At 38.2% G+C, this 21,738-nt stretch carries 17 protein-coding genes; 9 read left to right on the top strand and 8 right to left on the bottom strand.

All coding sequences use genetic code 11. The features are described from left to right. Window positions 1–16: 16 nt before the first annotated feature. The 6 genes from D7V20_RS04930 to D7V20_RS04905 all read right to left on the bottom strand — a co-directional run bounded on the left by D7V20_RS04930 (window position 17) and on the right by D7V20_RS04905 (window position 8,393). Window positions 17–2,011, bottom strand: a complete 1,995-nt coding sequence (locus D7V20_RS04930; protein WP_120383213.1) for a MacB family efflux pump subunit — start codon at window positions 2,009–2,011, stop codon at window positions 17–19. Window positions 2,012–2,013: 2 nt separating this feature from the next. Continuing rightward, a complete protein-coding gene (locus D7V20_RS04925; RefSeq protein ID WP_120383212.1) occupies window positions 2,014–3,366 on the bottom strand; it encodes an efflux RND transporter periplasmic adaptor subunit in 1,353 nt (450 codons plus the stop codon). Window positions 3,367–3,498: 132 nt separating this feature from the next. Further along, window positions 3,499–4,491, bottom strand: a complete 993-nt coding sequence (gene holA / locus D7V20_RS04920) for a DNA polymerase III subunit delta (protein WP_120383211.1) — start codon at window positions 4,489–4,491, stop codon at window positions 3,499–3,501. A 7-nt stretch (window positions 4,492–4,498) separates the two neighbouring features. After that, entirely contained in the window at window positions 4,499–5,032 is a 534-nt protein-coding gene (locus D7V20_RS04915) for an LPS-assembly lipoprotein LptE (RefSeq protein WP_120383210.1), read from the bottom strand. 227 nt (window positions 5,033–5,259) lie between these two features. Continuing rightward, window positions 5,260–7,881: a leucine--tRNA ligase gene (gene leuS, locus D7V20_RS04910; RefSeq protein WP_120383209.1), complete on the bottom strand. Its 2,622-nt coding sequence runs from the start codon at window positions 7,879–7,881 to the stop codon at window positions 5,260–5,262. 125 nt (window positions 7,882–8,006) lie between these two features. After that, entirely contained in the window at window positions 8,007–8,393 is a 387-nt protein-coding gene (locus D7V20_RS04905) for a DUF4124 domain-containing protein (RefSeq protein ID WP_120383208.1), read from the bottom strand. 576 nt (window positions 8,394–8,969) lie between these two features. Here D7V20_RS04905 and D7V20_RS04900 point away from each other — a divergent pair. From D7V20_RS04900 to D7V20_RS04885, 4 genes are all read left to right on the top strand, one after another. Then, a complete protein-coding gene (locus D7V20_RS04900) occupies window positions 8,970–10,697 on the top strand; it encodes an acetolactate synthase 3 large subunit (protein WP_120383207.1) in 1,728 nt (575 codons plus the stop codon). After that, window positions 10,694–11,185: an acetolactate synthase small subunit gene (gene ilvN, locus D7V20_RS04895; protein WP_010112732.1), complete on the top strand. Its 492-nt coding sequence runs from the start codon at window positions 10,694–10,696 to the stop codon at window positions 11,183–11,185. Before D7V20_RS04900 ends, ilvN begins: the two co-directional genes overlap by 4 nt. Window positions 11,186–11,334: 149 nt before the next feature. Continuing rightward, on the top strand, window positions 11,335–12,351 hold the full coding sequence (ilvC, locus tag D7V20_RS04890; protein ID WP_120383206.1) for a ketol-acid reductoisomerase: 1,017 nt from the start codon (window positions 11,335–11,337) through the stop codon (window positions 12,349–12,351). A 187-nt stretch (window positions 12,352–12,538) separates the two neighbouring features. Beyond that, window positions 12,539–13,369: an XAC2610-related protein gene (locus D7V20_RS04885; protein WP_120383225.1), complete on the top strand. Its 831-nt coding sequence runs from the start codon at window positions 12,539–12,541 to the stop codon at window positions 13,367–13,369. Between the two features lie 190 nt (window positions 13,370–13,559). On the opposite strand, the gene D7V20_RS04880 is transcribed toward D7V20_RS04885, so the two are convergent. Beyond that, the gene (locus D7V20_RS04880) at window positions 13,560–14,213 is read right to left on the bottom strand and encodes a hypothetical protein (RefSeq protein ID WP_120383205.1); all 654 of its coding nucleotides are present in this window, start codon (window positions 14,211–14,213) and stop codon (window positions 13,560–13,562) included. Window positions 14,214–14,336: 123 nt separating this feature from the next. Continuing rightward, entirely contained in the window at window positions 14,337–15,260 is a 924-nt protein-coding gene (locus tag D7V20_RS04875) for an esterase/lipase family protein (protein ID WP_120383204.1), read from the bottom strand. Between the two features lie 897 nt (window positions 15,261–16,157). On the opposite strand from D7V20_RS04875, the gene D7V20_RS04870 reads away from it, so the two are divergent. The 5 genes from D7V20_RS04870 to D7V20_RS04850 all read left to right on the top strand — a co-directional run bounded on the left by D7V20_RS04870 (window position 16,158) and on the right by D7V20_RS04850 (window position 21,708). Beyond that, a complete protein-coding gene (locus D7V20_RS04870) occupies window positions 16,158–16,658 on the top strand; it encodes a hypothetical protein (RefSeq protein ID WP_120383203.1) in 501 nt (166 codons plus the stop codon). Between the two features lie 95 nt (window positions 16,659–16,753). After that, entirely contained in the window at window positions 16,754–17,464 is a 711-nt protein-coding gene (locus D7V20_RS04865) for a fimbrial biogenesis chaperone (protein ID WP_120383202.1), read from the top strand. Between the two features lie 9 nt (window positions 17,465–17,473). After that, on the top strand, window positions 17,474–19,774 hold the full coding sequence (locus tag D7V20_RS04860; protein WP_120383201.1) for a fimbria/pilus outer membrane usher protein: 2,301 nt from the start codon (window positions 17,474–17,476) through the stop codon (window positions 19,772–19,774). 55 nt (window positions 19,775–19,829) lie between these two features. Further along, complete coding sequence (locus tag D7V20_RS04855; protein ID WP_120383200.1) at window positions 19,830–20,243, top strand: hypothetical protein; 414 nt, start codon at window positions 19,830–19,832, stop codon at window positions 20,241–20,243. 178 nt (window positions 20,244–20,421) lie between these two features. Next, window positions 20,422–21,708: a glycosyltransferase family 4 protein gene (locus D7V20_RS04850; RefSeq protein WP_120383199.1), complete on the top strand. Its 1,287-nt coding sequence runs from the start codon at window positions 20,422–20,424 to the stop codon at window positions 21,706–21,708. Window positions 21,709–21,738: the final 30 nt, after the last annotated feature.

The following is a 21,738-nucleotide window of genomic DNA, read 5'->3' as shown; positions in this document are numbered from 1 at the left end:
TTTCCTTATTCTTTGACTATTCACGAGACAACGCATCAACAGGATTCAATTGGGCTGCATTACGTGCTGGGATAAATCCAAACACCACACCAATCAATGTCGAGCAGACGAAAGCGGCAATAATTGAAGTCGTTGAATAGGCCATCTGGAAAGAACCCTTAGCGATTTGGCTAATGATTTGCCCGATCCCTAAAGAGAGTAAAACACCCAAGATTCCACCTAAAATACAGACTAAAATTGCTTCTATAAGGAATTGTTGCAAAATATCACTTTGACGTGCCCCCACAGCCATACGTACCCCAATTTCTTGAGTACGCTCAGTCACAGAAACCAGCATGATATTCATAACCCCAATACCACCAACCACCAGTGAAATAACAGCAATCGCTGAAACTAGCAAAGTCATGGTCTGTGTGGTTTGTTCAATGGTTTCACGAATACTGTCAGAGTTTTGCGTAAATACATCTTGAGCACCATGTCGCTGTTCAAGCAAAGACAGAATCGCATTCTCAGCAACAGCGGTCGGATATTCATCTTTTACTCGGACAATAATGCTGCGTACATTGGCTTGACCTAACATACGGCTCATGACGGTTGAATAAGGTAAATAGACATTCAGGCTGTCAGAATTTCCCATCATGCCTTGTTGAGCATCCACAACGCCAATGATTCGGCTTGGCACACTGCCGAGTAAAATCACTTGCCCTAAAGGATCTGTACCATCACTAAAGAAAGTCTTTTTCGTGTTGGAATCAATCACCACATCTTGAGCACGTTGCGTCACACTTTGCTTATCAAACGCTTGCCCTGAGGCGAAGGTTAAGCCCTTAACATTGAAGAAGTCATTACTGACACCATTGACTGTCGCTGAAGCTTCAACTTCTTTAAATCGAACCGTAACACTGCTGTTTACCGTTGGGCTCACGGCTTCGACATAAGGTTGCTCGGACAGGGCATCTGCATCGGAAGGGACGAGCGTTTTAAACTGTGCTGTTTTGGAATTATCACCAAAGCCACGCCCCTGAAATACAGTGATGGTATTGGTTCCTAAACTGCTAATATTTTCAAGAATTTGCTTTTGCGAACCCTTACCTAATGCAACGACTGAAACAACAGAGGCTATTCCAATAATAATGCCGAGCATGGTCAAGAATGTACGCATACGATGCGCATTCATTGCCAATAACGCCATACGGAATGCCTCAGCAAAACGATCTAATGCAGAACGCCATTTAGAGGATTTTTTACGGCTAGATTTTGACTCGCTGTCTACAATGCCATCAATCTCTTGGTCATATTCAGGTGTGTTTGGTCGGTCAGAAATAATATTTCCATCACTAATCTCAATAATACGTGTCGCATTTTTAGCAACATTCATATCATGGGTGACTAAAATAATGGTGTGACCTTTGGCATTCAGCTCACGTAAAATACGCATCACTTCCACACCACTATTTTTATCCAATGCACCAGTCGGCTCATCGGCAAGGATGACATCACCGCCATTCATCAAGGCACGGGCAATCGAAACACGTTGTTGCTGACCACCTGAAAGCTGATTTGGGCGGTTTTGAGTTTTTTCCCCAAGCCCTAAATCAGTCAATATTTCATGTGCACGCTTTTGACGTACTGTTGGATCCATGCCTGCATAAATTGCTGGGACTTCAACATTACCCGCAGCATTTAAATCACCAAGTAAATGATAGCGTTGGAAAATAAAGCCAAAATACTCACGACGAAGCTGTGCCAATTCATCAGGTTCAAGTTCACGGGTTTCTCGCCCATTGACTTGATAACTTCCTGAAGTTGCTTGATCTAAGCAACCTAAAATATTCATTAATGTTGATTTACCAGAGCCTGATTGACCAACAATGGCAACCAATTCACCAGCATAGATTTTTAAATGAATGCTTTTTAGAATCTGAATCGTAGATTCACCCGCAGGGAACTCACGGATCAGATTATTCACCTCCAAAAGAGGCTGATCGACCTGATGATTGTTTTGTTGCATGCTTAGAATCTCATTGGTCCATTGCGGTTACTGCGCTTTGCAGCATCATTTGAAGTATCTGAACCATCAGCCAAGATGACTTGTTCACCTTCAGTTAAACCTCGAATGATTTGTGCAGTCACCCGGTTATTTAACCCAACTAAAACTTGTTTGCGTTTTGTCGTATTATCCTCTAGGAGTACACGAACCACAGCGATAGATGCTTTGCCTTGGTCTACAAGTGCTTTTTCATCTGCAGTCAGTTCTAAGCGTTCTGGGCGATCACTATGGTTTGCACTGTTTTTACTGTTTTGATTTTTTTGTGATCCGTTCGATGGCGCTGTATTCGCCGTAGTGCTCGAATTTTTATTGCCTGAACGCTGTGTACGATTTGAGCTTTGTAATGCTGCGGCTGGGACAGTGAGCACATTTTTTGCTTCTGCAAGGATGATGTAAACCTGAGCCGTCATATCAATACGTAATTTGCCATCATCATTTGGTACATCAAATAAAGCATTGTAGTAAATCGCCGTACTGGATGATGACGTGTTACTCGTGGTTTCTGTATTAATCGATTCGGGTGCAGGCTCGACTTGACGTAACGTGGCATAGCGTTTTTTCTCGCTATCTCCTAAAGTCGTGAAATAAACCTTTTGACCTTCTTCGACTTTCATGACATCTGCTTCAGAAATCTGTGCTTTAATGGTCATGGTGTCCAATTTAGCCAATTTCACAATGGTTGGTGCACTTTGATTAGCATTTACGGTTTGACCTTCTTCCGTCACAATCGCTACCACGGTTCCATCCATTGGTGCAACGATTTGGGTATAACCCAAGTCTTCTTTTGCTGTGGCTTGCGTTAAACGTGATTGTTCAATTTGAGCATTCATTGCAGCAATATCTGCTTGTGCAGTTTTAAATGCAGCCAAAGCACTTTCATATTCGGCTTTCGAGGTCGCATCTTGAGCGAACATATTCTTTTGACGGTTATATTCAGCTTCTGCTTTGGCTAAAGTGGCTTGTTTAGTTGCCAACTGTGCTTGTTGATTTTTGATATTGGCTTCAGTGGTTTTTAACTCATTTTGCTGACGGACTGAATCAATTTGTGCAATCAGTTGACCTTGTTTGACTTGATCACCTAATTTCACATACATCTTTTTCACTTGGCCTGAAACCTGAGCACCGACACTCACCATCTTGGTTGCTTCTAAGTCCCCTGTGGCGAGGACTGAGTTTTCAATATCAGTACGTGTAACTTCTGATGTAATATATTGAATCTGCTCATTTTTAGGTTTAAATATAAACCAAGAGATCGTTGCAATAATAATAAGGCAGACCGCTATTAGAATGGCTTTTGCAGGTTTTATTTTTGGCATAGCGAATGAATGGCTGATGTGAAAATTGATCAAATTATAATGATCAATTAAGGATAAAGCGTGAATTTTTTTTAATAAATAGAAATGAGAATTATTTTATATATTAAGCTTAAGTGTCTATTACACTTAAGCTTAGGGGTATATAAATAATGATTTTCCACACAATTCTGCAATACATTGTTGAATTAAATGTTCAGGATTTTCCTTACTTAAACCTTTAATTGCAGCATCAATACGTAAAAGCAGTTGTGGCCAATTTAAAAAAGCACGTGGGTTTAAACGTCTAAGTGCTTGTTGATAAGAAGAAACTTTAGTTTTCCAAATACCGATTTGAAGCGCATTTTGCGGTTGTTCATACAATTGCATCAATAGCCGCATTTCTTTACTGATCGTCCACAGCATCAAACTATTTGGTTCGCCAGACTCAATCAGGTACTGAAAAATCTTAACCGATAATGCTAAGTTTCCAGCAAGTAATGCATCACTCAAATCAAACGTACTATAGCGAGATTGATCTTGTAGGCATTGTTGTAAATGCTCAATTTCAATTTGTTTTTGATCTGGAAAAGTATCAGCGACCCGCATGAGGCTATTTTTTGCCGCCAATAAATTATGTTCATGGTGTTGTTCTAACCATGTCCATGCATCTTGATTGAGTTGCACACCCAATTGGTCGGCTTCTATAGACAAAATACGTTGACGGTCTTGTGGATAATTTGCGGTGAGTGCAACCACAACACCATTGGCTTCTACGGTTTGAAAAAAGCTGGATTTTAAACTCGCAGAATCTTGTTTTGGCATCACGACCAAAAGCAAGTTATGTTCATTGTGCTGAATATATTGTTTAAGCTGTTTCAGCCCATTGGCATCAGGTTTGATATTGCCATGTACTTCAATAGCTAAATTTTGTGAAAATAATGACAAACTGTTCAATGCATTAAATACATTTTTCCAGTCTGCGACACTATTTAAATCATAACGCTGTCTTTCAATCTCATGTGATGCCCAACTTTTACGGAAGGCATCTAAAAGATTTTGTTCTAACAATGGTTCTTGACCATATAAAATCCAAGCTCCACGAGCTTCATCTACTCTTTTTAAGGCTTGTAAATAGTCAAGTTTCATATCAAGCTTATTGTGCAGCAGGTTGAATATTGGTGGATTTTGCTTTTGGTAAGCGATTCGCTGCAATTTGACGAGTCATTTGTTGCGCAATATCATCAATTAAAATTTGGCTTAAATAATTATATTGTTGGTCATCGGTATTCACGGTAGCAACATCATATTGATAACTACGTGAAGCAGTTAAAGTACGAGGTTCAGTAATCGGATTACCTTGTCTATCTTCAATTTGGAAAGTCACGCTTAGACGCAATAAAGTTTCAACCAATTTACCATTTAACTCGTGACGAATAGGTTTGTAATCAAGCACACGGAGTACATACGCATCATTGGCATTACTCAGCTGTACACCTGTAGCCGCTAAATAGACGCTGAGTTTTTTCTCAAGATCTTCTGTGTTTTTAGGTAGTTGTAAGTTTAATTTGGTATACACCAAAGGTGTCGCTTGCGGATTGGTTCCTTTTAAATGAAAACCACAACCGACTAAGCCCGCACTTAGACCCAAAGTTAATACAACTGCGGCAACACGTTGAACTAAATGCATGCTTTGTCCTCTTTGATATTCCAAAATTTATGGAATATTTAATTTTTAAAATTCACGACATTTTAGAATTAAAGCCCGTTGAATGACAACGGGCTTTGTTTGGGTTTTGTTTTAATCCTTAAAAGTTCCCTCTCCTTGTAGGAGAGGGCTAGGGAGAGGTATTTTGATTTTTTAATAAAACCCTCATCCCAACCTTCTCCCAAAGGGAGAAGGAGCTTTAAAGCGTTTTAAACCACCAAATTCACTAATTTATTCGGTACGACAATTTCTTTCTTGGTTGGGCCAGTCAAGAATTGTTGAACTTCAGGTAATGCTTTAGCCAATGCCAATAACTCATCTTTCGATGCATCTACCGACACTTCTAACTTGCCACGAAGTTTACCATTCACCTGAACCACAATAGTTTGCGTATTACGTGTTAAAGCAGATTCATCCACAGTAGGGAACAACACTGTAGTTAAATCAATACCAAACTCAGCCAATAAAGTTTGACTTAAATGCGGTGCAAATGGAGCAAGCAAAGTCAGTAACGTTATAATTGCTTCACGTGCGACAGCAACATCATTGTCATCTTTTGCATCAAACTTATTACTTGCATTCAATAACTCCATCAATGCAGCAATCGCTGTATTGAATGCATGACGACGTTCAATGTCATCACCAACTTTTTGAATGGTTTCATGGGTTTTACGACGTAAGTCTTGCGCTTCTGTAGACAAGTTTGCAGTGTCAATTGCAGCAGCAGAGTTGCCTTTTTCAAGGAAGCTTGTGGTTAAACGCCATACACGTTTTAAGAAACGGTTTGAACCTTCAACACCTGCATCAGACCACTCAAGAGACTGATCTGGTGGCGCAGCAAACATCATAAACACACGTGCAGTATCTGCGCCGTATTGATCAATAATGGCTTGAGGGTCAATACCATTATTTTTTGACTTCGACATCTTCTCTTGACCGCCAACCACAACTTCTTGGCCATCACCTGTGTATTTTGCCGAGATAATACGACCTTTTTCGTCTTTCTCTAACTCGATATCTGCTGGGTTAAACCAAGTTTTCTTGCCTGAATCTGCTTCACGGTAGAAAGTATCAGCAAGAACCATACCTTGCGTTAAAAGGTTAGTGAATGGTTCGTTGCCTTGTACCACACCTTCATCACGCATTAACTTGTGGAAGAAGCGTGCATAAAGTAAATGCAGAATCGCATGTTCTACACCACCGATATATTGGTTTACAGGAAGCCAAGTCTGCGCAGCTTCAGGTTTAACGAGGCCACCCGTAAAATCAGGAGATGCATAACGTGCGTAATACCAAGATGATTCTACAAAGGTATCCAAAGTATCTGTTTCACGACGTGCATGACCCCCACAGCTAGGGCACTGGGTTTCATAGAATTCAGGCATTTTATTTAACGGATTGCCTGAACCATCTGGAACTACATCTGTTGGAAGAACAACAGGAAGTTGTTCTTCAGGAACAGGTACTTGACCACATTTTTCACAATTGATCATTGGAATTGGACAACCCCAATAACGTTGACGAGAAACGCCCCAGTCACGTAAACGGAATTGAACTTTAGCGTTTGCCAAAGCTTGTGGTTCTAATTTTGCAAGGAAAGCATCAAATGCAGCCTGGAATGCCAAGCCGTCAAATTCGCCAGAATTAACCAGTTTGCCATCTTTAGAACCGTACCATTCTTGCCACTCAGTTGCTGAATATTCAGCATCATCGGCACCTTTGGCATCAATCACTTGTTTGATTGCTAAATTGAATTTGTTGGCAAATTCAAAATCACGTTCGTCATGTGCAGGAACTGCCATCACCGCACCTGAACCGTATGACATCAATACATAGTTGGCAATCCAAACAGGCAAGTCTTCACCTGTAACTGGGTGCTTCACAAATAAGCCTGTTGCCATGCCTTTCTTTTCAGCAGTGGCTAAATCAGCTTCTGCAACTGAACCCATACGACATTCTTCAATAAATGCAGCAAGTTCAGGATTATTTTCAGATGCTTTAAGTGCCATAGGGTGTTCTGCTGCAACCGCAACATAAGTCACACCCATTAAAGTATCAGCACGAGTGGTATAGACGGTTAAACCATCTGCATAGATTTCAGTGTTCGCAGAAGGGAAAGTAATTTCCATCCCTGTAGAACGACCAATCCAGTTGCGTTGCATGGTCAAGACTTGTTGAGGCCAGCCGTCTTTTAATGTATCTAAATCGTCTAATAATTCTTGCGCATAATCTGTGATGCGGAAGTAATACATTGGAATATCACGTTTTTCTACCAACGCACCTGAACGCCAACCACGACCATTTTCAACCTGCTCATTGGCAAGAACGGTTTGATCGACAGGGTCCCAGTTCACTGTTGAAAGTTTGCGGTAAATCAGACCTTTTTTATACAGTTGAACGAATAACCATTGCTCCCAGTGATAATATTCGGGCGTACATGTTGCAAACTCACGATCCCAATCGACAGAAAGACCAAGTTTCTTTAATTGATCACGCATATAAGCGATGTTTTCAAAGGTCCATTTTGCAGGAGCAACTTGATGGGCAATCGCTGCATTTTCAGCAGGTAGACCAAATGCATCCCAACCCATCGGTTGTAGTACTGTTTCACCTTTGAGGCGGTGAAAACGACTGATCACATCGCCAATGGTATAGTTACGCACATGACCCATATGCAGTTTGCCGCTTGGGTATGGGAACATCGAGAGGATATAACGACGTGGACCTTCTACAGTGTCGGCAACTTTAAATGATTTGCGATTTTCCCAGTCTTTTTGGACTTGAGGTTCAATCGCGCTCGCTTGATATTCAGGGTCAATATGAGTAGTCATAAACGTATTTTGAGCGTAATGGTTAAAAAACTGTGTTGCACAGCATAGCGCAAAATGCACTAAAAAGTGAATTTTGCGTGTGATTTAAAGCTGAAAAAATTAAAGTGTTTTCTTGTTTTGACACTTTAATTCAATTTTCGTGCGTCTTCGGCATTTATAGGTGTTTGTTGAGCATTTTGTAACGCAGCATTCGCTTCTTTTTGCTGATCGACAACTGGTGCTGAATTTTGTTCATTCGCAACGGGTTGTGGTGCTGTCGGTTGAGTCGCTACAGGTTGTGCAGGAGCGGGTGCAGTTTTTACAGCTGTTGAATTACCATTCCAACCGTATGTATCAACTTTGCTTTTACTGCGTGCACTTTTAGGTGGTGGTGTAGTGGTGTAATGCGTAGAGCCTTTACTGTCTACCCATTTATAATATTGTTTTGCATAGGTTGAAGTCATGGTCATGCTTAATGCCGCTGTAACCAATATTGCGAGAACCGTATGTGTCAAACCATTTTTTTGTTTCATTGTGAAAGACCTTTACGTCAATTTTATCTAGACAGAAAGTTAAAATTATCCAGATCATTAATATACATTGGATCGCTTTAGACTCATCTGTGAATTTTATAAGATTTGTCTATATTTTATACTATTTTGTATTTTTTAAAATAATTCTCTCTAAATTTTATTGATTTATAAGTGTTTGAAATTTTATTTATAAATGACTCAAAAAAAAGGAATAGTTTTAAAAATAAGCGGATGGTAAATAATCAATAAAAACCCAACGAGAAACCTTGACTTTGTTCGCTAAAACTACAAAAATGCTTGCTTTAGTTTCGGATGTTTTATTCGATCACCCTTCGAATAAAAATATCAAAGCAGGCAATAACGTTTTCTCTAAGCCGAGAAAACGAACCTAACCGAAAAATGTTTATCCCAACATATTTCAGTGATTCATACAACTCAAACGGTTGCGTGAAGATTTTATTTTTATTGCTGCAAAAACTTTTAAATATGTGTGCTATAACAGAGCACACAATCAATGAATGAAAACACGGACTATGTCTCCCATAGTGCTGTGGAAAAAAGATTAGGGTGAATACGTTGGAACTTTTATCTGGTGGTGAAATGCTTGTTCGTGCATTGGCGGACGAAGGCGTTGAACATGTTTTTGGATATCCAGGCGGCGCAGTATTACATATTTATGATGCGCTATTTAAACAAGATAAAATCAATCATTATCTCGTACGTCATGAGCAAGCTGCTGGTCATATGGCAGATGCTTACTCACGTGTCACAGGTAAAACAGGCGTGGTACTGGTCACTTCTGGACCAGGGGCAACAAATACCGTAACACCAATTGCAACGGCTTATATGGACTCAATCCCTATGGTGATTTTGTCTGGTCAAGTTGCATCACATTTGATTGGTGAAGACGCGTTCCAAGAAACGGATATGGTCGGTATTTCTCGTCCGATCGTAAAACACAGTTTCCAAGTGCGTCATGCGAGTGAAATTCCTTCAATTATTAAAAAAGCATTCTATATTGCATCTTCTGGCCGTCCTGGACCAGTTGTTGTTGATATTCCAAAAGATGCGACCAATCCAGCTGAAAAATTTGCTTACGAATATCCTGATAAAGTGAAAATGCGCTCTTATCAGCCACCTCAAAGAGGTCATTCAGGTCAAATTCGTAAAGCAATTGAAGAACTGATTCATGCGAAACGTCCTGTTATTTATACAGGTGGTGGTGTCGTTCAAGGTAATGCTTCAGGCTTATTAACTGAATTAGCACATTTATTAAATTATCCAGTGACCAATACGCTCATGGGCTTAGGTGGTTTCCCTGGTAATGATGAGCAATTCATTGGCATGCTGGGTATGCATGGTACTTATGAAGCCAATATGACGATGCATAATGCAGACGTTATTTTAGCAGTGGGTGCACGTTTTGATGACCGTGTAACCAATAATCCAGCGAAGTTCTGCCCAAATGCAAAAGTGATTCATATTGATATCGATCCTGCGACGATTTCAAAAACAATCATGGCACATATTCCGATCGTGGGTGCAGTTGAACCTGTACTTCAAGAAATGTTGGTTCAATTGAAACAAATGAATGTTTCTAAACCAAATCCTGAAGATATTGCTGCATGGTGGGCGCAGATCAATGAATGGCGTAAAGTTCATGGTTTGCGTTATGAGCCTGGTACAGATGGTGTGATGAAACCACAACAAGTGGTTGAGGCATTGGATCGAGTTACCAATGGTGAAGCGATTATTACTTCTGATGTTGGTCAGCATCAAATGTTTGGTGCGATGTATTACAAATACAAACATCCTCGTCAATGGATCAATTCTGGTGGTTTAGGCACGATGGGGGTTGGTTTACCTTATGCGATGGCTGCTAAATTGGCATTCCCAGAAAAACAGGTGGTGTGTATTACAGGGGAAGCATCAATTCAGATGTGTATCCAAGAGTTATCAACCTGTAAGCAATATGGCATGAACGTTAAAATTTTATGCTTAAATAACCGTGCTTTAGGTATGGTTAAACAATGGCAAGATATGAACTATGAAGGACGTCATTCAAGTTCTTATATCGAGTCACTGCCTGATTTTTCAAAATTAATGGAAGCATATGGTCATGTCGGTATTCAAATTGACCATGCGGATGAGCTTGAATCTAAGCTTGAAGAAGCAATGGCAATTAATGATAAATGTGTATTCATTAACGTGATGGTTGATCGTACCGAGCATGTATATCCAATGCTTATTGCAGGTCAATCTATGCAAGATATGTGGTTGTCTAAAGGGGAGCGTACTGAATGAGACATATTATTTCTGTACTCGTTGAAAACGAAGCTGGTGCGCTTTCTCGTTTAGTTGGTTTGTTTAGTCAGCGTAACTACAACATTGAAACACTGAATGTTGCGCCAACAGAAGATCCAACATTGTCGCGTTTGACTTTAACGACTTATGGTAATGAGCACAAAATTGAGCAAATTACTAAACAACTCAATAAATTGGTTGAAGTTGTAAAGGTGGTTGATTTGTCAGAGGGTGCACACATTGAACGTGAACTGATGCTGATTAAAGTGAAAGCATTAGGTTCGGCACGTGCTGAAATTAAGCGTACAGCTGATATTTTCCGTGCACAAATCGTCGATGTAACCCCGACGACTTATACTATTCAAATTGCAGGTACAACAGAGAAGATCGATGGTTTTATCGATGCGCTGGCTGAGAACACAATTTTAGAAGTTGTACGTTCAGGCGTATCAGGTATTGCCCGTGGTGAAAAAGTACTTTCACTGTAGTTTTATCTGAACCAATTATTAATGATTTGATTTTTAATTCCCTCATGTATAACCTCTCCTGACTATTGGAGAGGGACTTAGACTAGAAGATTCCAAACAAAAATCTTCAGGATAAGAAGAGGAAACACAGCATTTTAGCGGAGACAGCAATGCAAATTTTTTACGATAAAGACACAGACTTATCTATCATCCAATCTAAAAAAGTAGCAATCATTGGCTACGGTTCACAAGGTCATGCGCATGCACTTAACCTTAAAGATTCAGGCGTTGACGTAACTGTTGGTTTACGTGCTGGTTCTGCTTCTTGGAAGAAAGCTGAGAATTCTGGTCTTAAAGTTGCTGAAGTTCCTGCTGCTGTAGCGCAAGCTGATGTAGTAATGATCTTAACTCCAGATGAATTCCAATCTCAACTTTATCGTGATGTGATTGAGCCAAACATCAAGCAAGGTGCAACTTTAGCATTTGCTCATGGTTTCTCGATTCTTTATAACCAAGTTGTTCCACGCGCTGACTTAGATGTCATCATGGTTGCGCCTAAAGCACCTGGTCATACAGTACGTTCTGAATACCAACGTGGTTCTGGTGTTCCAGATCTTATCGCTATTCATCAAGATGCTTCTGGTAATGCACGTAACGTAGCACTTTCTTATGCTTCTGGCGTAGGTGGTGGTCGTACAGGTATTATCGAAACTTCTTTCCGTGAAGAAACTGAAACTGACTTATTTGGTGAGCAAGCAGTTCTTTGTGGTGGTGCAGTAGAATTAGTGAAAATGGGCTTCGAAACTTTAGTTGAAGCTGGTTATGCGCCTGAAATGGCTTACTTTGAATGTTTACACGAACTTAAATTGATCGTGGACTTAATGTTCGAAGGCGGTATTGCGGATATGAACTACTCTGTATCTAACAATGCTGAATATGGCGAATATGTAACAGGTACGGAAGTGATTAACGAGCAATCTCGTGAAGCGATGCGTAATGCGCTTAAACGTATTCAATCTGGTGAATATGCGAAAATGTTCATTCAAGAAGGTGCGTTGAACTACCCATCTATGACTGCTCGTCGTCGTCAAAATGCTGCACATGGTATCGAAGTAACAGGTAACAAGTTACGTGCGATGATGCCTTGGATTCAAGCAAACAAGATTGTAGACAAAGAAAAGAACTAAGGTTACGTGCCTTACAAAAAGTGGAAAGCAGTGCTTTCCACTTTTTTCATGCCTTGGATTCAAGCAAACAAGATTGTAGATAAAGAAAAGAACTAATTTTTAGTTTTCTTGTAAAAGCCCACTCTTTTGAGTGGGCTTTTTTGTGATAAATTACACATTATTGATCATTTGAATGTCGTACTTAATCATGAAAACTCAATTTTTCGTCGCAATGACTGCATTATTAACGTCATGTTTTGCTTTTGCTGAAACCATTGAGCGTTCAAGTAGTACACTTAAACCATTGAATGGTGTACGTGTTTCAATGCAACGTATGCTTAAATCGAGTGAAGGTCGTTATTTTATGAGTTTGTATGCTGGAGTGGATAATCCACGAGCAACACTCACAGATTTAATGACAGGTTCGTCTACCACATTTAAGGGTTCGCAAAAAGGTGATCAATTGGTTTTGAAATCGGTTGATGTAAGTGCAGACACTAAAATGAATAGCAATAGCGAGCAGCTATCGGGGACATTGAATGCAAATACAGGAATATTTAAAGCAACATTATCAAATAAATCCAATGTGGTGGGACAAGCAATACAATTTGAACCCGCTTTTAAAGTTGTGAATAAGCCTGTGTTTATTTTTAAGTTTTATGGTCAGGATGATGCGAATAGTACCTATGGGAAAACGTTGAAACGTGTGGATGTATTGAATAAAAATAATCATCAGGTTGTACAAAGCTTAACAGGATTTAGTGCCTACCCTAACAGTATGGGCTATATGGATATTAACTTTGACGGTTATTATGATGTCATTGTCTCTGACTTATCCCAAGGTCGTACCATAGAAGATAAACGCTATATTTATTGGATGTATAATCCGAAAACCCAACAATTTCAGCGTTCAGCACAATTGGAGAAAATTGTTGGCTTACCAAACTTACAAGGCGAAAAACAACAGATTAATTTTGGAAATGGACAAATTTATCAAGTCGAGAACGGATTATTACATCGTATTACAACAGATGATTAATGTTGAGAAATCAACCCAGCTGAATGTAATGTCCAAATTCAGCTGGTTTTTTTGTAATGGATGATTCAAGATAAGGTGTGATACTTAATTTTAAACAGTTTTAATTTGATTGTTGAAAATGAACACCAAAATAAAAAGATAAAAGCGATTGTTGAAAATAAGTCACTTTTAATTTTGTTGCTGTGTTTGGTCATAGGTCTTGTTCTGGATAAAACGCATGTGCTAAATCCTGCCCTAAATATTGTCTACGGATATTCTTAAGCAGTTCTAAGCGTTCAGTATTCTGCATATCGGCTAGATTGATTTGTTTAGATTGCTGTTCAGCCTGAGCTTGATAATTGATATAGCGTTCTAAAGCATCTAAAAGTAGAGCTTCATTGGCTTGTTTTTGTTGAGTATTTAGACTATGGCTGGCTTGTTTGTTTTGTAGTGTATATTGAGCGAGCGCCATAACACCTGTTTTACCCACTTGTGGGTAAACAACAAGTAAATAATCAAAAGTATCTTTGATATTAGAATCAATAATCAATTGTTTATTCTTGGTAAATTGCCAATTTTCTAGTAGTTCTGTTCCGCTTAGCAGTGGATGATATTTAAGCGCTGTTTGCGCCTGCGGTAGAAAAGATGAATAGTCATTGGATGTTTTATTTGAGGATAATAATGGAGCTTTTGCTGTAGACTCGGGTTTTGTTGCACTATGTTCATTGTTATCCGCGAATACTGTAGCCGTTGATGTATGGGAATTAGAATGATCAATGTTTTCCATAGTCACTGAGTTGGTCAAATAAAAATACACCGATAGGCAGATGATGACCAAACCTAGAATGAAATATAATTTTTTCATAATTTATCTTTAATTAACTCTTTTAAAGTAATGATAATGCTAGGGTTTTAAATAAAAGGTCTAAGCAAAAAGAAAGAGAATCTTTCCTTTCTTTTTGCAGATATGTATGAATCATAGTCAGGTTTATAGGCCTGCATTTTTCAGTCGATTGGCATGTGTTTTATAGACAAGAATAGGGTTTGGTGCAAAAAGTCCAACTAAGCCATTGGTTTGGTTGACTTCATCTAAATGATTCCATGGAATATTGTCTTGTATGACAAAACCAAAATGTGTCGAACAACGATTGATCCATCCATCATTCGGTTCTGCTGAGAGAAGAGATTGTGCAAACATCCATTTATCAGTGATATCAAAACCATTGGTGAGTACAGCGGTTCCACCCATTGAGTAAAGATAATGTCCGTCATTGTATGGGCTAGCCTGAGAACCACAATTATTGACTACACCTTTAGGATAGGTTTGGTTAAATATTCGAATACCTGCCGTACTGGTCGAGTTGAGATAAGCTTGTTTATCCTGCGGTAAATTATGCCCATCTAAGGCATTGCTCACACCACCAACGAGCTCATACATCCAGTCTAGTATCGACGTCCATGGATTAGCCAGTGCATAATCGGATGGAAAAGAGCCATCATTCGGTGCGCCTATTGTGGTAACAGAGGCAACCCAGTCTGGGTGTTTTGCCATCACATAACGTGCATCAATTCCTCCATGGCTATGACCAATTAAATTAAATTTGGTATAACCATATTGTTGGCGTAGTTTTTCAAGATAAGCGATGGTTTGTTCACCACGGACTTCTGTAGAGTTAACGGCTGAACGTGTGGGTGCGTAAACCACTGCACCTTCTTGGCGCAGTGCATCTGGAATGCCATAGAAATAATCTGACCCCAGTAGATGTTCTGACCCTAAAAAACCATGAAGTAGTACGATTGGGTATTGGGTTTGAGCATAAGTTCCAGCAAAGCTAAAAGTGCTAAAACTAAATAAAATCAGGCTAATAGAATTTATAAATAATAATTTAATACGACGTATCCATTGAATCATAATGATGTTCCTTTACGAATGTAATCAATACTGAAATAAAAGATTCTTACTATCGTTGGTTGATAAGATTTAGTTATTAAATCCAACTAAAGTTGGATTATTTTTATGTTATTGCAAAAATCATCACACTTTAATTAAATTCCGATAACCTGCTCATTGTGGCTTGAGTTGATCTAGTCATTGGGGGAGGATTTTAGTGGTTTAGTGATTGTACTTATGATTGTATTTTGTTGATAATTATAAGTTTGTTTTGTATTTAGGTTTTTTTTATGGCCGAAAGTAGGTTGCATTTTTTATGTAAATATTTAATTCGATTGTGTGATTGAGGATGCTAAGCATCAACTGAGTATAGTGTATTTAGTGCTCAAGATACTCATCATTTTGAAAAAATAGCGACTTGAAAAGTTAAGAATCAATTATTGTTCAGCTGTTAGTCGTTTAGAAAAATAGAAATTATTTTTGTGAATTATTTTGTGTTTTTTATTATATTTGTGATTTAATTTTATATTTTTTTAGCAATCTTGATTTATTTTTTGTTTATCTCAAATATATTTTTGGGTTGATTTTATTTTTATTTTAATTTTTGGCTATTTAAATATTTAAAAATATTATTTTAATAATTAGGCAATACTTAATTTTAAGTAGTTTGATATTTGTTATTAAAAATAACTTTTTGATTTATTTTTATAATACAGTTGTTAAAATATTTTATGTATATGATTGAAATTAAATGGTTTTAAAGTAAATTAAAAAATTAGTGTTTAAGAATTTTAAATTATTTTTGATTAATTTTAGATTTCTACTTATTTTTGGTGATTTTCAATACTGTCCCTTCGTTTTATAAATTAATCATCCTTTAATTGGAAAGGATTCATTCAACAAGTTGGGGATTATATTATGAACGTATTTACAAAATCTTTACTTGCTACATTAGTATTGGGTGCTGCTTCAACTGCAATCTATGCGGAAGACGATGGCAGTGCAGATCGAAGCCGACCACCTTCAAGTTGTGGTGAGCTTTGTACAGGGAACATTCCAATTGAATTAAAAGTTGAAAAACATTGCGACTTAGATGTTAAAACAAGCAAAATTTCATTAACAGATGGCGGTTCTGGTACAGGACAATTCAGAGTGGGTGCCAATGCTCCTTATAACTTATTGGTGAGCACTACCAATAATTCTAAAGTGAAAATGGGTACACATGAAATTCCAATTAACGTAACAACTACACAACAAGGCACTATGGCTAATGTTGTTTTAGGTACTGCTCAAACCAATGTTGGTGTTGCATTGGGTGGCTGGAATACCTATGACGTGAAAGTGACTAGTGCTGCTGTTGGAATCAGCAAACCAGCAGGTACGTATACAGACCAATATAATATTCGAGTCTATTTCTAACTTACGCTGCATTAGTAAATTAAGACATAAAGTAGGCTCTATCTTCATGGTGGAGTCTACTTATTTGAAAAATAAAAAAAATTAGGGGTTTAGTTATGAATAAATTATTCAATGTGCTCGTGCTTGGAACAGTCTTATTAAGCCCAAATCTCTATGCGGGGTTAAAAATTAGTCCGATCCAACTCTATATCTCAGAAAAGACCAGACAACGCAGTGCAACAATTACACTGGAATCCAGTGGTCTTCAGGATGCAAAAATATTTGAAGTATCTGCTGCAAAGTGGACGCAGAATGACAAGAATGAGGATGTGTTAGAGCCAGATCCAACGATTTTGATCAATCCTAAAAACTTTGTTATTCAGCCAGAGAGCAAGCAAATTGTGCGTGTTGGTTTTAGTCAACCTTTGGCTGCAATCGTAGCCCCGCAAGAAAAAACTTGGCGTATTATTTTTACTGAGGTACCAGCTGTCGCTAAAGAAACCTCGGTGAGTTTTTTATTTAATATTTCAGTCCCTTTATTTTTGGGAGCTCAAGATAGCGCCAAGCTGGATATTAAAACGGCATATTACCAAGACAATTTGGTGATGAATGTTAAAAATGATGCCAGTTCTCATCTACAGATTTTCAAAATTACGATTGTCGATGCGAATCAAAAAGAGGTTGCTGTCAGTAATGAAATGAGATATCTGCTTCATGGACAGCAATATACTTTTAATTTTGGCAAAGTGAAACTTAATAATTCAACTCAATACACGTTAAAAATTGCCACAGATAAAGATGAAAAACCTTTAGAAATGAAGTTGTAGGGGGATGCTATGTATGCACGAACTCTGCTTTTTATCCAATGTGTGTTGTGTGGAGTAGTAACAACACAGGCAAATACGGATATTCCTCAAAATGTCACGATCAGTAACATTTGGCTAAATGGGATTGATCGAAATACTGAAACATTATTACTTGAAGAAAACCAATCTAAATATGTGGAATGTGCGGTTTTAGAGAAATTACAAATTTTGATTGCTAAACTTCAAAAAAATCCGATACAAGCGCAATATTGTTTGGTGACCGATGGGAAAGTCAATGCTGAAGTCGATTTGGCATTGCAGTCAATCAAAATAGACCTTCCTGCGGATTATTTTGTCGGTAGTGATTTGGGACAAGAAAAGCCAATGCCAAATCCAGCACATTTTGGTGCTTTTCTAAACTATGACTTATTTTATGGTCAGGATAATGACAATCGCAACTTTAACACTTTGGCTGAGTTAGGGGTATTTAAAGATTATTGGTTATTTAAAAATGCCATGATCTATCGTGACTCGGCTGAAGATCAGAAAGTTGTGCGTTTGAACACTGTGATTGATATTGATTTCCCAGAGCGTTATACCCGTTTGACGGTAGGGGATACCACCACTGTTTCGAATCCATTGATCAATTCTTTTCGTTTTGGTGGGATTACTTACGGTACTAACTTTACGGAGCATCCTGATTTTATTTATTGGAATATGCCGACACTAAAAGGCAGTGCTTTATTACCCTCAACAGTTGATCTTTATATTAATGGGGTCAATATTTATCAACAAAACGTTACTCCTGGACATTATGCATTACAGTCAGGTGCCAATATTCAGCAGGCTGGTGAAGCACAGATTGTTGTAGAAGATGTATTGGGAAATCGAACGGTTCAAAAATTCCCTGTTTATATCAATAGTCGTTTATTAAAACCTGATTTAAATGAATATAGTTTTTCGTTGGGAAAAATTCGTTATAACTATGAATATGCAGATGATGATTATCGTGAATTTTTTTCAAATGTATATTTTAGACGAGGGATTAGTGATCAAACGACTTTAGGTTTTAATGCTGCTTATAGTAAAGACTTGCAAAACTTTGGATTACTTTGGACACAAGGAATTAGTCGTTTTGCTTTATTAGACTTGAGTGTTAGTGGGAGTCGAACATCATTAGATGAGGGTTATTCAATTGGTGCTTCACTGACGCGTAGTGTGGGTAATCTTTCTATGGGATTGAGTAGTAAATATTCAAACCCAGAATATAAATCATTGGGTTATAGTGATTTTATTGAAACGACTAAATTTGATAATTTAGCCTATCTGAGTTTTTATAATGTACCGTATTTGAATAACGTCAACGTCAATTATGTTGAACGACGTTACCATGAAAATGCACAGTTTAATCTTCCTGATGCCAAAATATTTAACCTTGGTTTTTCTAGAATGGTCGGTGAAAAGATATCATTTTCAGCCAGTTATTTTAAAGAATTTCAAGATGGTGGTAATGAGGGGGCTTTTTTTTCCTTTAGTTATTATTTTGATAATAAACGAAGTGTATATGTTGATCACACTACAGATAATGAAAGCCGATTACGTTGGGTAAGCAATTCCCCTGTTCAAAATGGTATTGATTATTCATTGGGTGTGAATCAAGAAGATGGGGCTGTTTCCTATAATGGTTATGCGATGTTTAAATCTACTTATGGAGATTTAGGTGTCAGTTATGATCGTAGTGCAGAGAATTTTCACAATACTCAAGTGACTTATCGAGGTGCATTCACATTGTTGGGTGGTCACACCGCAATGACTAAATATGTGGATAATGCCTTTGCTTTAGTCAAAGTGGGGGATTACGCTGATGTAGATGTATTTCGTTCATTATCGCCGATTGGTGCAACGCGAAAAGATGGCTCCTTATTTGTCCATAACATCGTGCCTTATATTTCCTATGACCTTTCTTTTGCCCAAGATCAAATACCAATAGAGGATAAAATTGAATATGCGGATAAGAAACTTATTGCGTTAAATCAACGTGGTTATGTGGTTGATTTCCCGATTTATAAAACCAAACTCATGGTTGTGAAATTACTGACCCCTGATCACAAAACATTATCAAGAGCTTCAGAAGTCTATATTGATGACAATCGACAAGAATTTTCTCCAGTCGATGCGGATGGAAAAGTGTATTTATATGGTTTAAAACCAAGCAAATACCGTTTATTCGTAAAAACCTCTGGCGATCGCACCTGCAATGCACAACTCGATATTCCTCAGGATCGTTTGAATGAAATGGCATCCAAAGTGATCGAACTGATTTGTGAATGATTTTATGAATGATTGATCAGTTGGTAGTGACTTTTTAATAAGTATGGAGGTGGAAATGAAAACTTTTTTATTGATGTTAACCATGCTCTCTGTTGCAACATCGGCTTATGCACACCAATGTAGTATGGGGGATGTTAGTGAAACCTATATGCGCTTGGGGAGTTATTATAAGAGCCAAACTGCAACCAGTTTTTCAGTGCATTGTGATCAATCCTATTCAATTCGATTTAGTAGCTTGAATTTAAGCAGTGCGAATGGTGATAGTTATGTGAGCAATGGAAACTATCGCTTACGGACACGGATGAGCATCACGGGTGCAAATGCAAATCTTTGGAATGTGCCTTTATCGGCGCAAGCATCTAATCAAGGACATAAGTATGTAGTTGCCGTTCAGTTGGAAGATCAACCTTCTATACGTGTACCTGCAGGTAAGTATAGGGATGTTATTTTTGTAAATTTAATGTTTTAAAGTGAGCTATTGAGCGTGATATTTAAGAGCAAATAATGCCTTAATTTCTGAAAATTAAGGCATTATTGTATTTAATACCGTATTTTTTTATTCTGACTGTCAGAAAAACGTCATAAAAAAATCATTAAAATGTAAGAAATATCACCTAATCTATTTAAAAATGAAGAGATTAGGTCGTATGAACAAAACGTACGCAGAAACCTTGCAGTTTAGACAACAAGAAGTACCCGACCATTTTAAGTTCTATTTTAAACAAAAAAAGCAAACCACCACGACGCACAGTCAAAACTTGATTCGTGATTTAACCAAACCTCGTTTAAAAATTGCCATTGTGACGGAAACATGGCCACCTGAAATCAATGGTGTGGCATTATCACTGTTACAGCTTTGTAAAGGGTTGCAAAATCAAGGTCATAAAATCTTATTGATTCGTCCTGCACAAAAACAAAAGTGCCATGACTTTTCTCCAAATAGAGAGTGTTTGGTGAATGGACAATCCATTCCTAAATATCTAGAGATGAAATTTGGATGGCCTCAATACTTAAAAGTGTCTCAAGCAATTTCTTCTTTTGCACCTGATGTGGTGCATATCGTAACAGAAGGACCACTCGGATTTACTGCCCTACATGCGGCAAAATCTCGACAGATTCCTGTATCGAGTGGCTTTCATTCACAATTTCAAGAATTTAGTCGTTTTTTTGATTTAGCATTTTTGGTTCGCCCCATTCAGAGTTATTTAAGATGGTTCCATAATGCAACGCAACTAACCTGCGTGCCCAGTCGTGATACAGAATTGGCACTGCGTCAGTTTGGTGTGACATGCCCTTTGGTTGTAGTCGGACGTGGCATTGATACAGAGCGCTTTTCAGCACAACGCTATTCCGAAAAACTGAGACAACAATGGGGTGTTGATCAAGAGACAACCGTATTGCTGTATGTCGGTAGGTTGTCTTCTGAAAAAGAAATTAATGTCTTGATTGATGCTTATGTTGCATCAAAAAAGCACAATCAAAACAAAGTAAAACTGGTATTGGTCGGTGATGGACCAGAACGTACACGGTTAGAAAAAATGCAAGGTGCAGAACAGGTTATCTTTATGGGAAGCTTGAGTGGCATACAACTTGCTGAAGCTTATGCAAGTGCCAATGCTTTTGTATTTGCAAGCCAAGTCGAAACCTTTGGTAATGTGGTGCTTGAAGCGATGGCCAGTGGTTTGCCGATTATTGCCTATGATTATGCATGCGCACAATTACATGTAAAACACCAACAAACGGGTTGGTTAAGCCCGTTAGGGCAAAAGCACCAATTGACGCAACACATTTTTAATTTGCCAGATAATTCAACACTAAAACGTATGGGAAATATGGCGATGCAAGATGTGCAACATGTAGGATGGCAACATCCAGTGCAGCAGTTTGAGCAAGCACTGTATCAAGTTACACAGGGTGCGCTGTTGCTGACTTAGTTGATCTCTAATTCAAAGAGGAGAGTGACA

It is taken from the genome of Acinetobacter rongchengensis (assembly GCF_003611475.1).
In the GTDB taxonomy this organism is placed as follows: domain Bacteria; phylum Pseudomonadota; class Gammaproteobacteria; order Pseudomonadales; family Moraxellaceae; genus Acinetobacter; species Acinetobacter rongchengensis.
Note: the sequence above shows the minus strand (reverse complement) of the source record. Positions and strands in the feature narration are given on the sequence as shown.

Coding starts and splice junctions, on each gene's coding strand:
- D7V20_RS04930 (WP_120383213.1), bottom strand. CDS start 2,011: ATGCAACAAAACAATCATCAGGTCGATCAGCCTCTTTTGGAGGTGAAT.
- D7V20_RS04925 (WP_120383212.1), bottom strand. CDS start 3,366: ATGCCAAAAATAAAACCTGCAAAAGCCATTCTAATAGCGGTCTGCCTT.
- holA (WP_120383211.1), bottom strand. CDS start 4,491: ATGAAACTTGACTATTTACAAGCCTTAAAAAGAGTAGATGAAGCTCGT.
- D7V20_RS04915 (WP_120383210.1), bottom strand. CDS start 5,032: ATGCATTTAGTTCAACGTGTTGCCGCAGTTGTATTAACTTTGGGTCTA.
- leuS (WP_120383209.1), bottom strand. CDS start 7,881: ATGACTACTCATATTGACCCTGAATATCAAGCGAGCGCGATTGAACCT.
- D7V20_RS04905 (WP_120383208.1), bottom strand. CDS start 8,393: ATGAAACAAAAAAATGGTTTGACACATACGGTTCTCGCAATATTGGTT.
- ilvN (WP_010112732.1), top strand. CDS start 10,694: ATGAGACATATTATTTCTGTACTCGTTGAAAACGAAGCTGGTGCGCTT.
- ilvC (WP_120383206.1), top strand. CDS start 11,335: ATGCAAATTTTTTACGATAAAGACACAGACTTATCTATCATCCAATCT.
- D7V20_RS04885 (WP_120383225.1), top strand. CDS start 12,539: ATGAAAACTCAATTTTTCGTCGCAATGACTGCATTATTAACGTCATGT.
- D7V20_RS04880 (WP_120383205.1), bottom strand. CDS start 14,213: ATGAAAAAATTATATTTCATTCTAGGTTTGGTCATCATCTGCCTATCG.
- D7V20_RS04875 (WP_120383204.1), bottom strand. CDS start 15,260: ATGATTCAATGGATACGTCGTATTAAATTATTATTTATAAATTCTATT.
- D7V20_RS04870 (WP_120383203.1), top strand. CDS start 16,158: ATGAACGTATTTACAAAATCTTTACTTGCTACATTAGTATTGGGTGCT.
- D7V20_RS04865 (WP_120383202.1), top strand. CDS start 16,754: ATGAATAAATTATTCAATGTGCTCGTGCTTGGAACAGTCTTATTAAGC.
- D7V20_RS04860 (WP_120383201.1), top strand. CDS start 17,474: ATGTATGCACGAACTCTGCTTTTTATCCAATGTGTGTTGTGTGGAGTA.
- D7V20_RS04855 (WP_120383200.1), top strand. CDS start 19,830: ATGAAAACTTTTTTATTGATGTTAACCATGCTCTCTGTTGCAACATCG.
- D7V20_RS04850 (WP_120383199.1), top strand. CDS start 20,422: ATGAACAAAACGTACGCAGAAACCTTGCAGTTTAGACAACAAGAAGTA.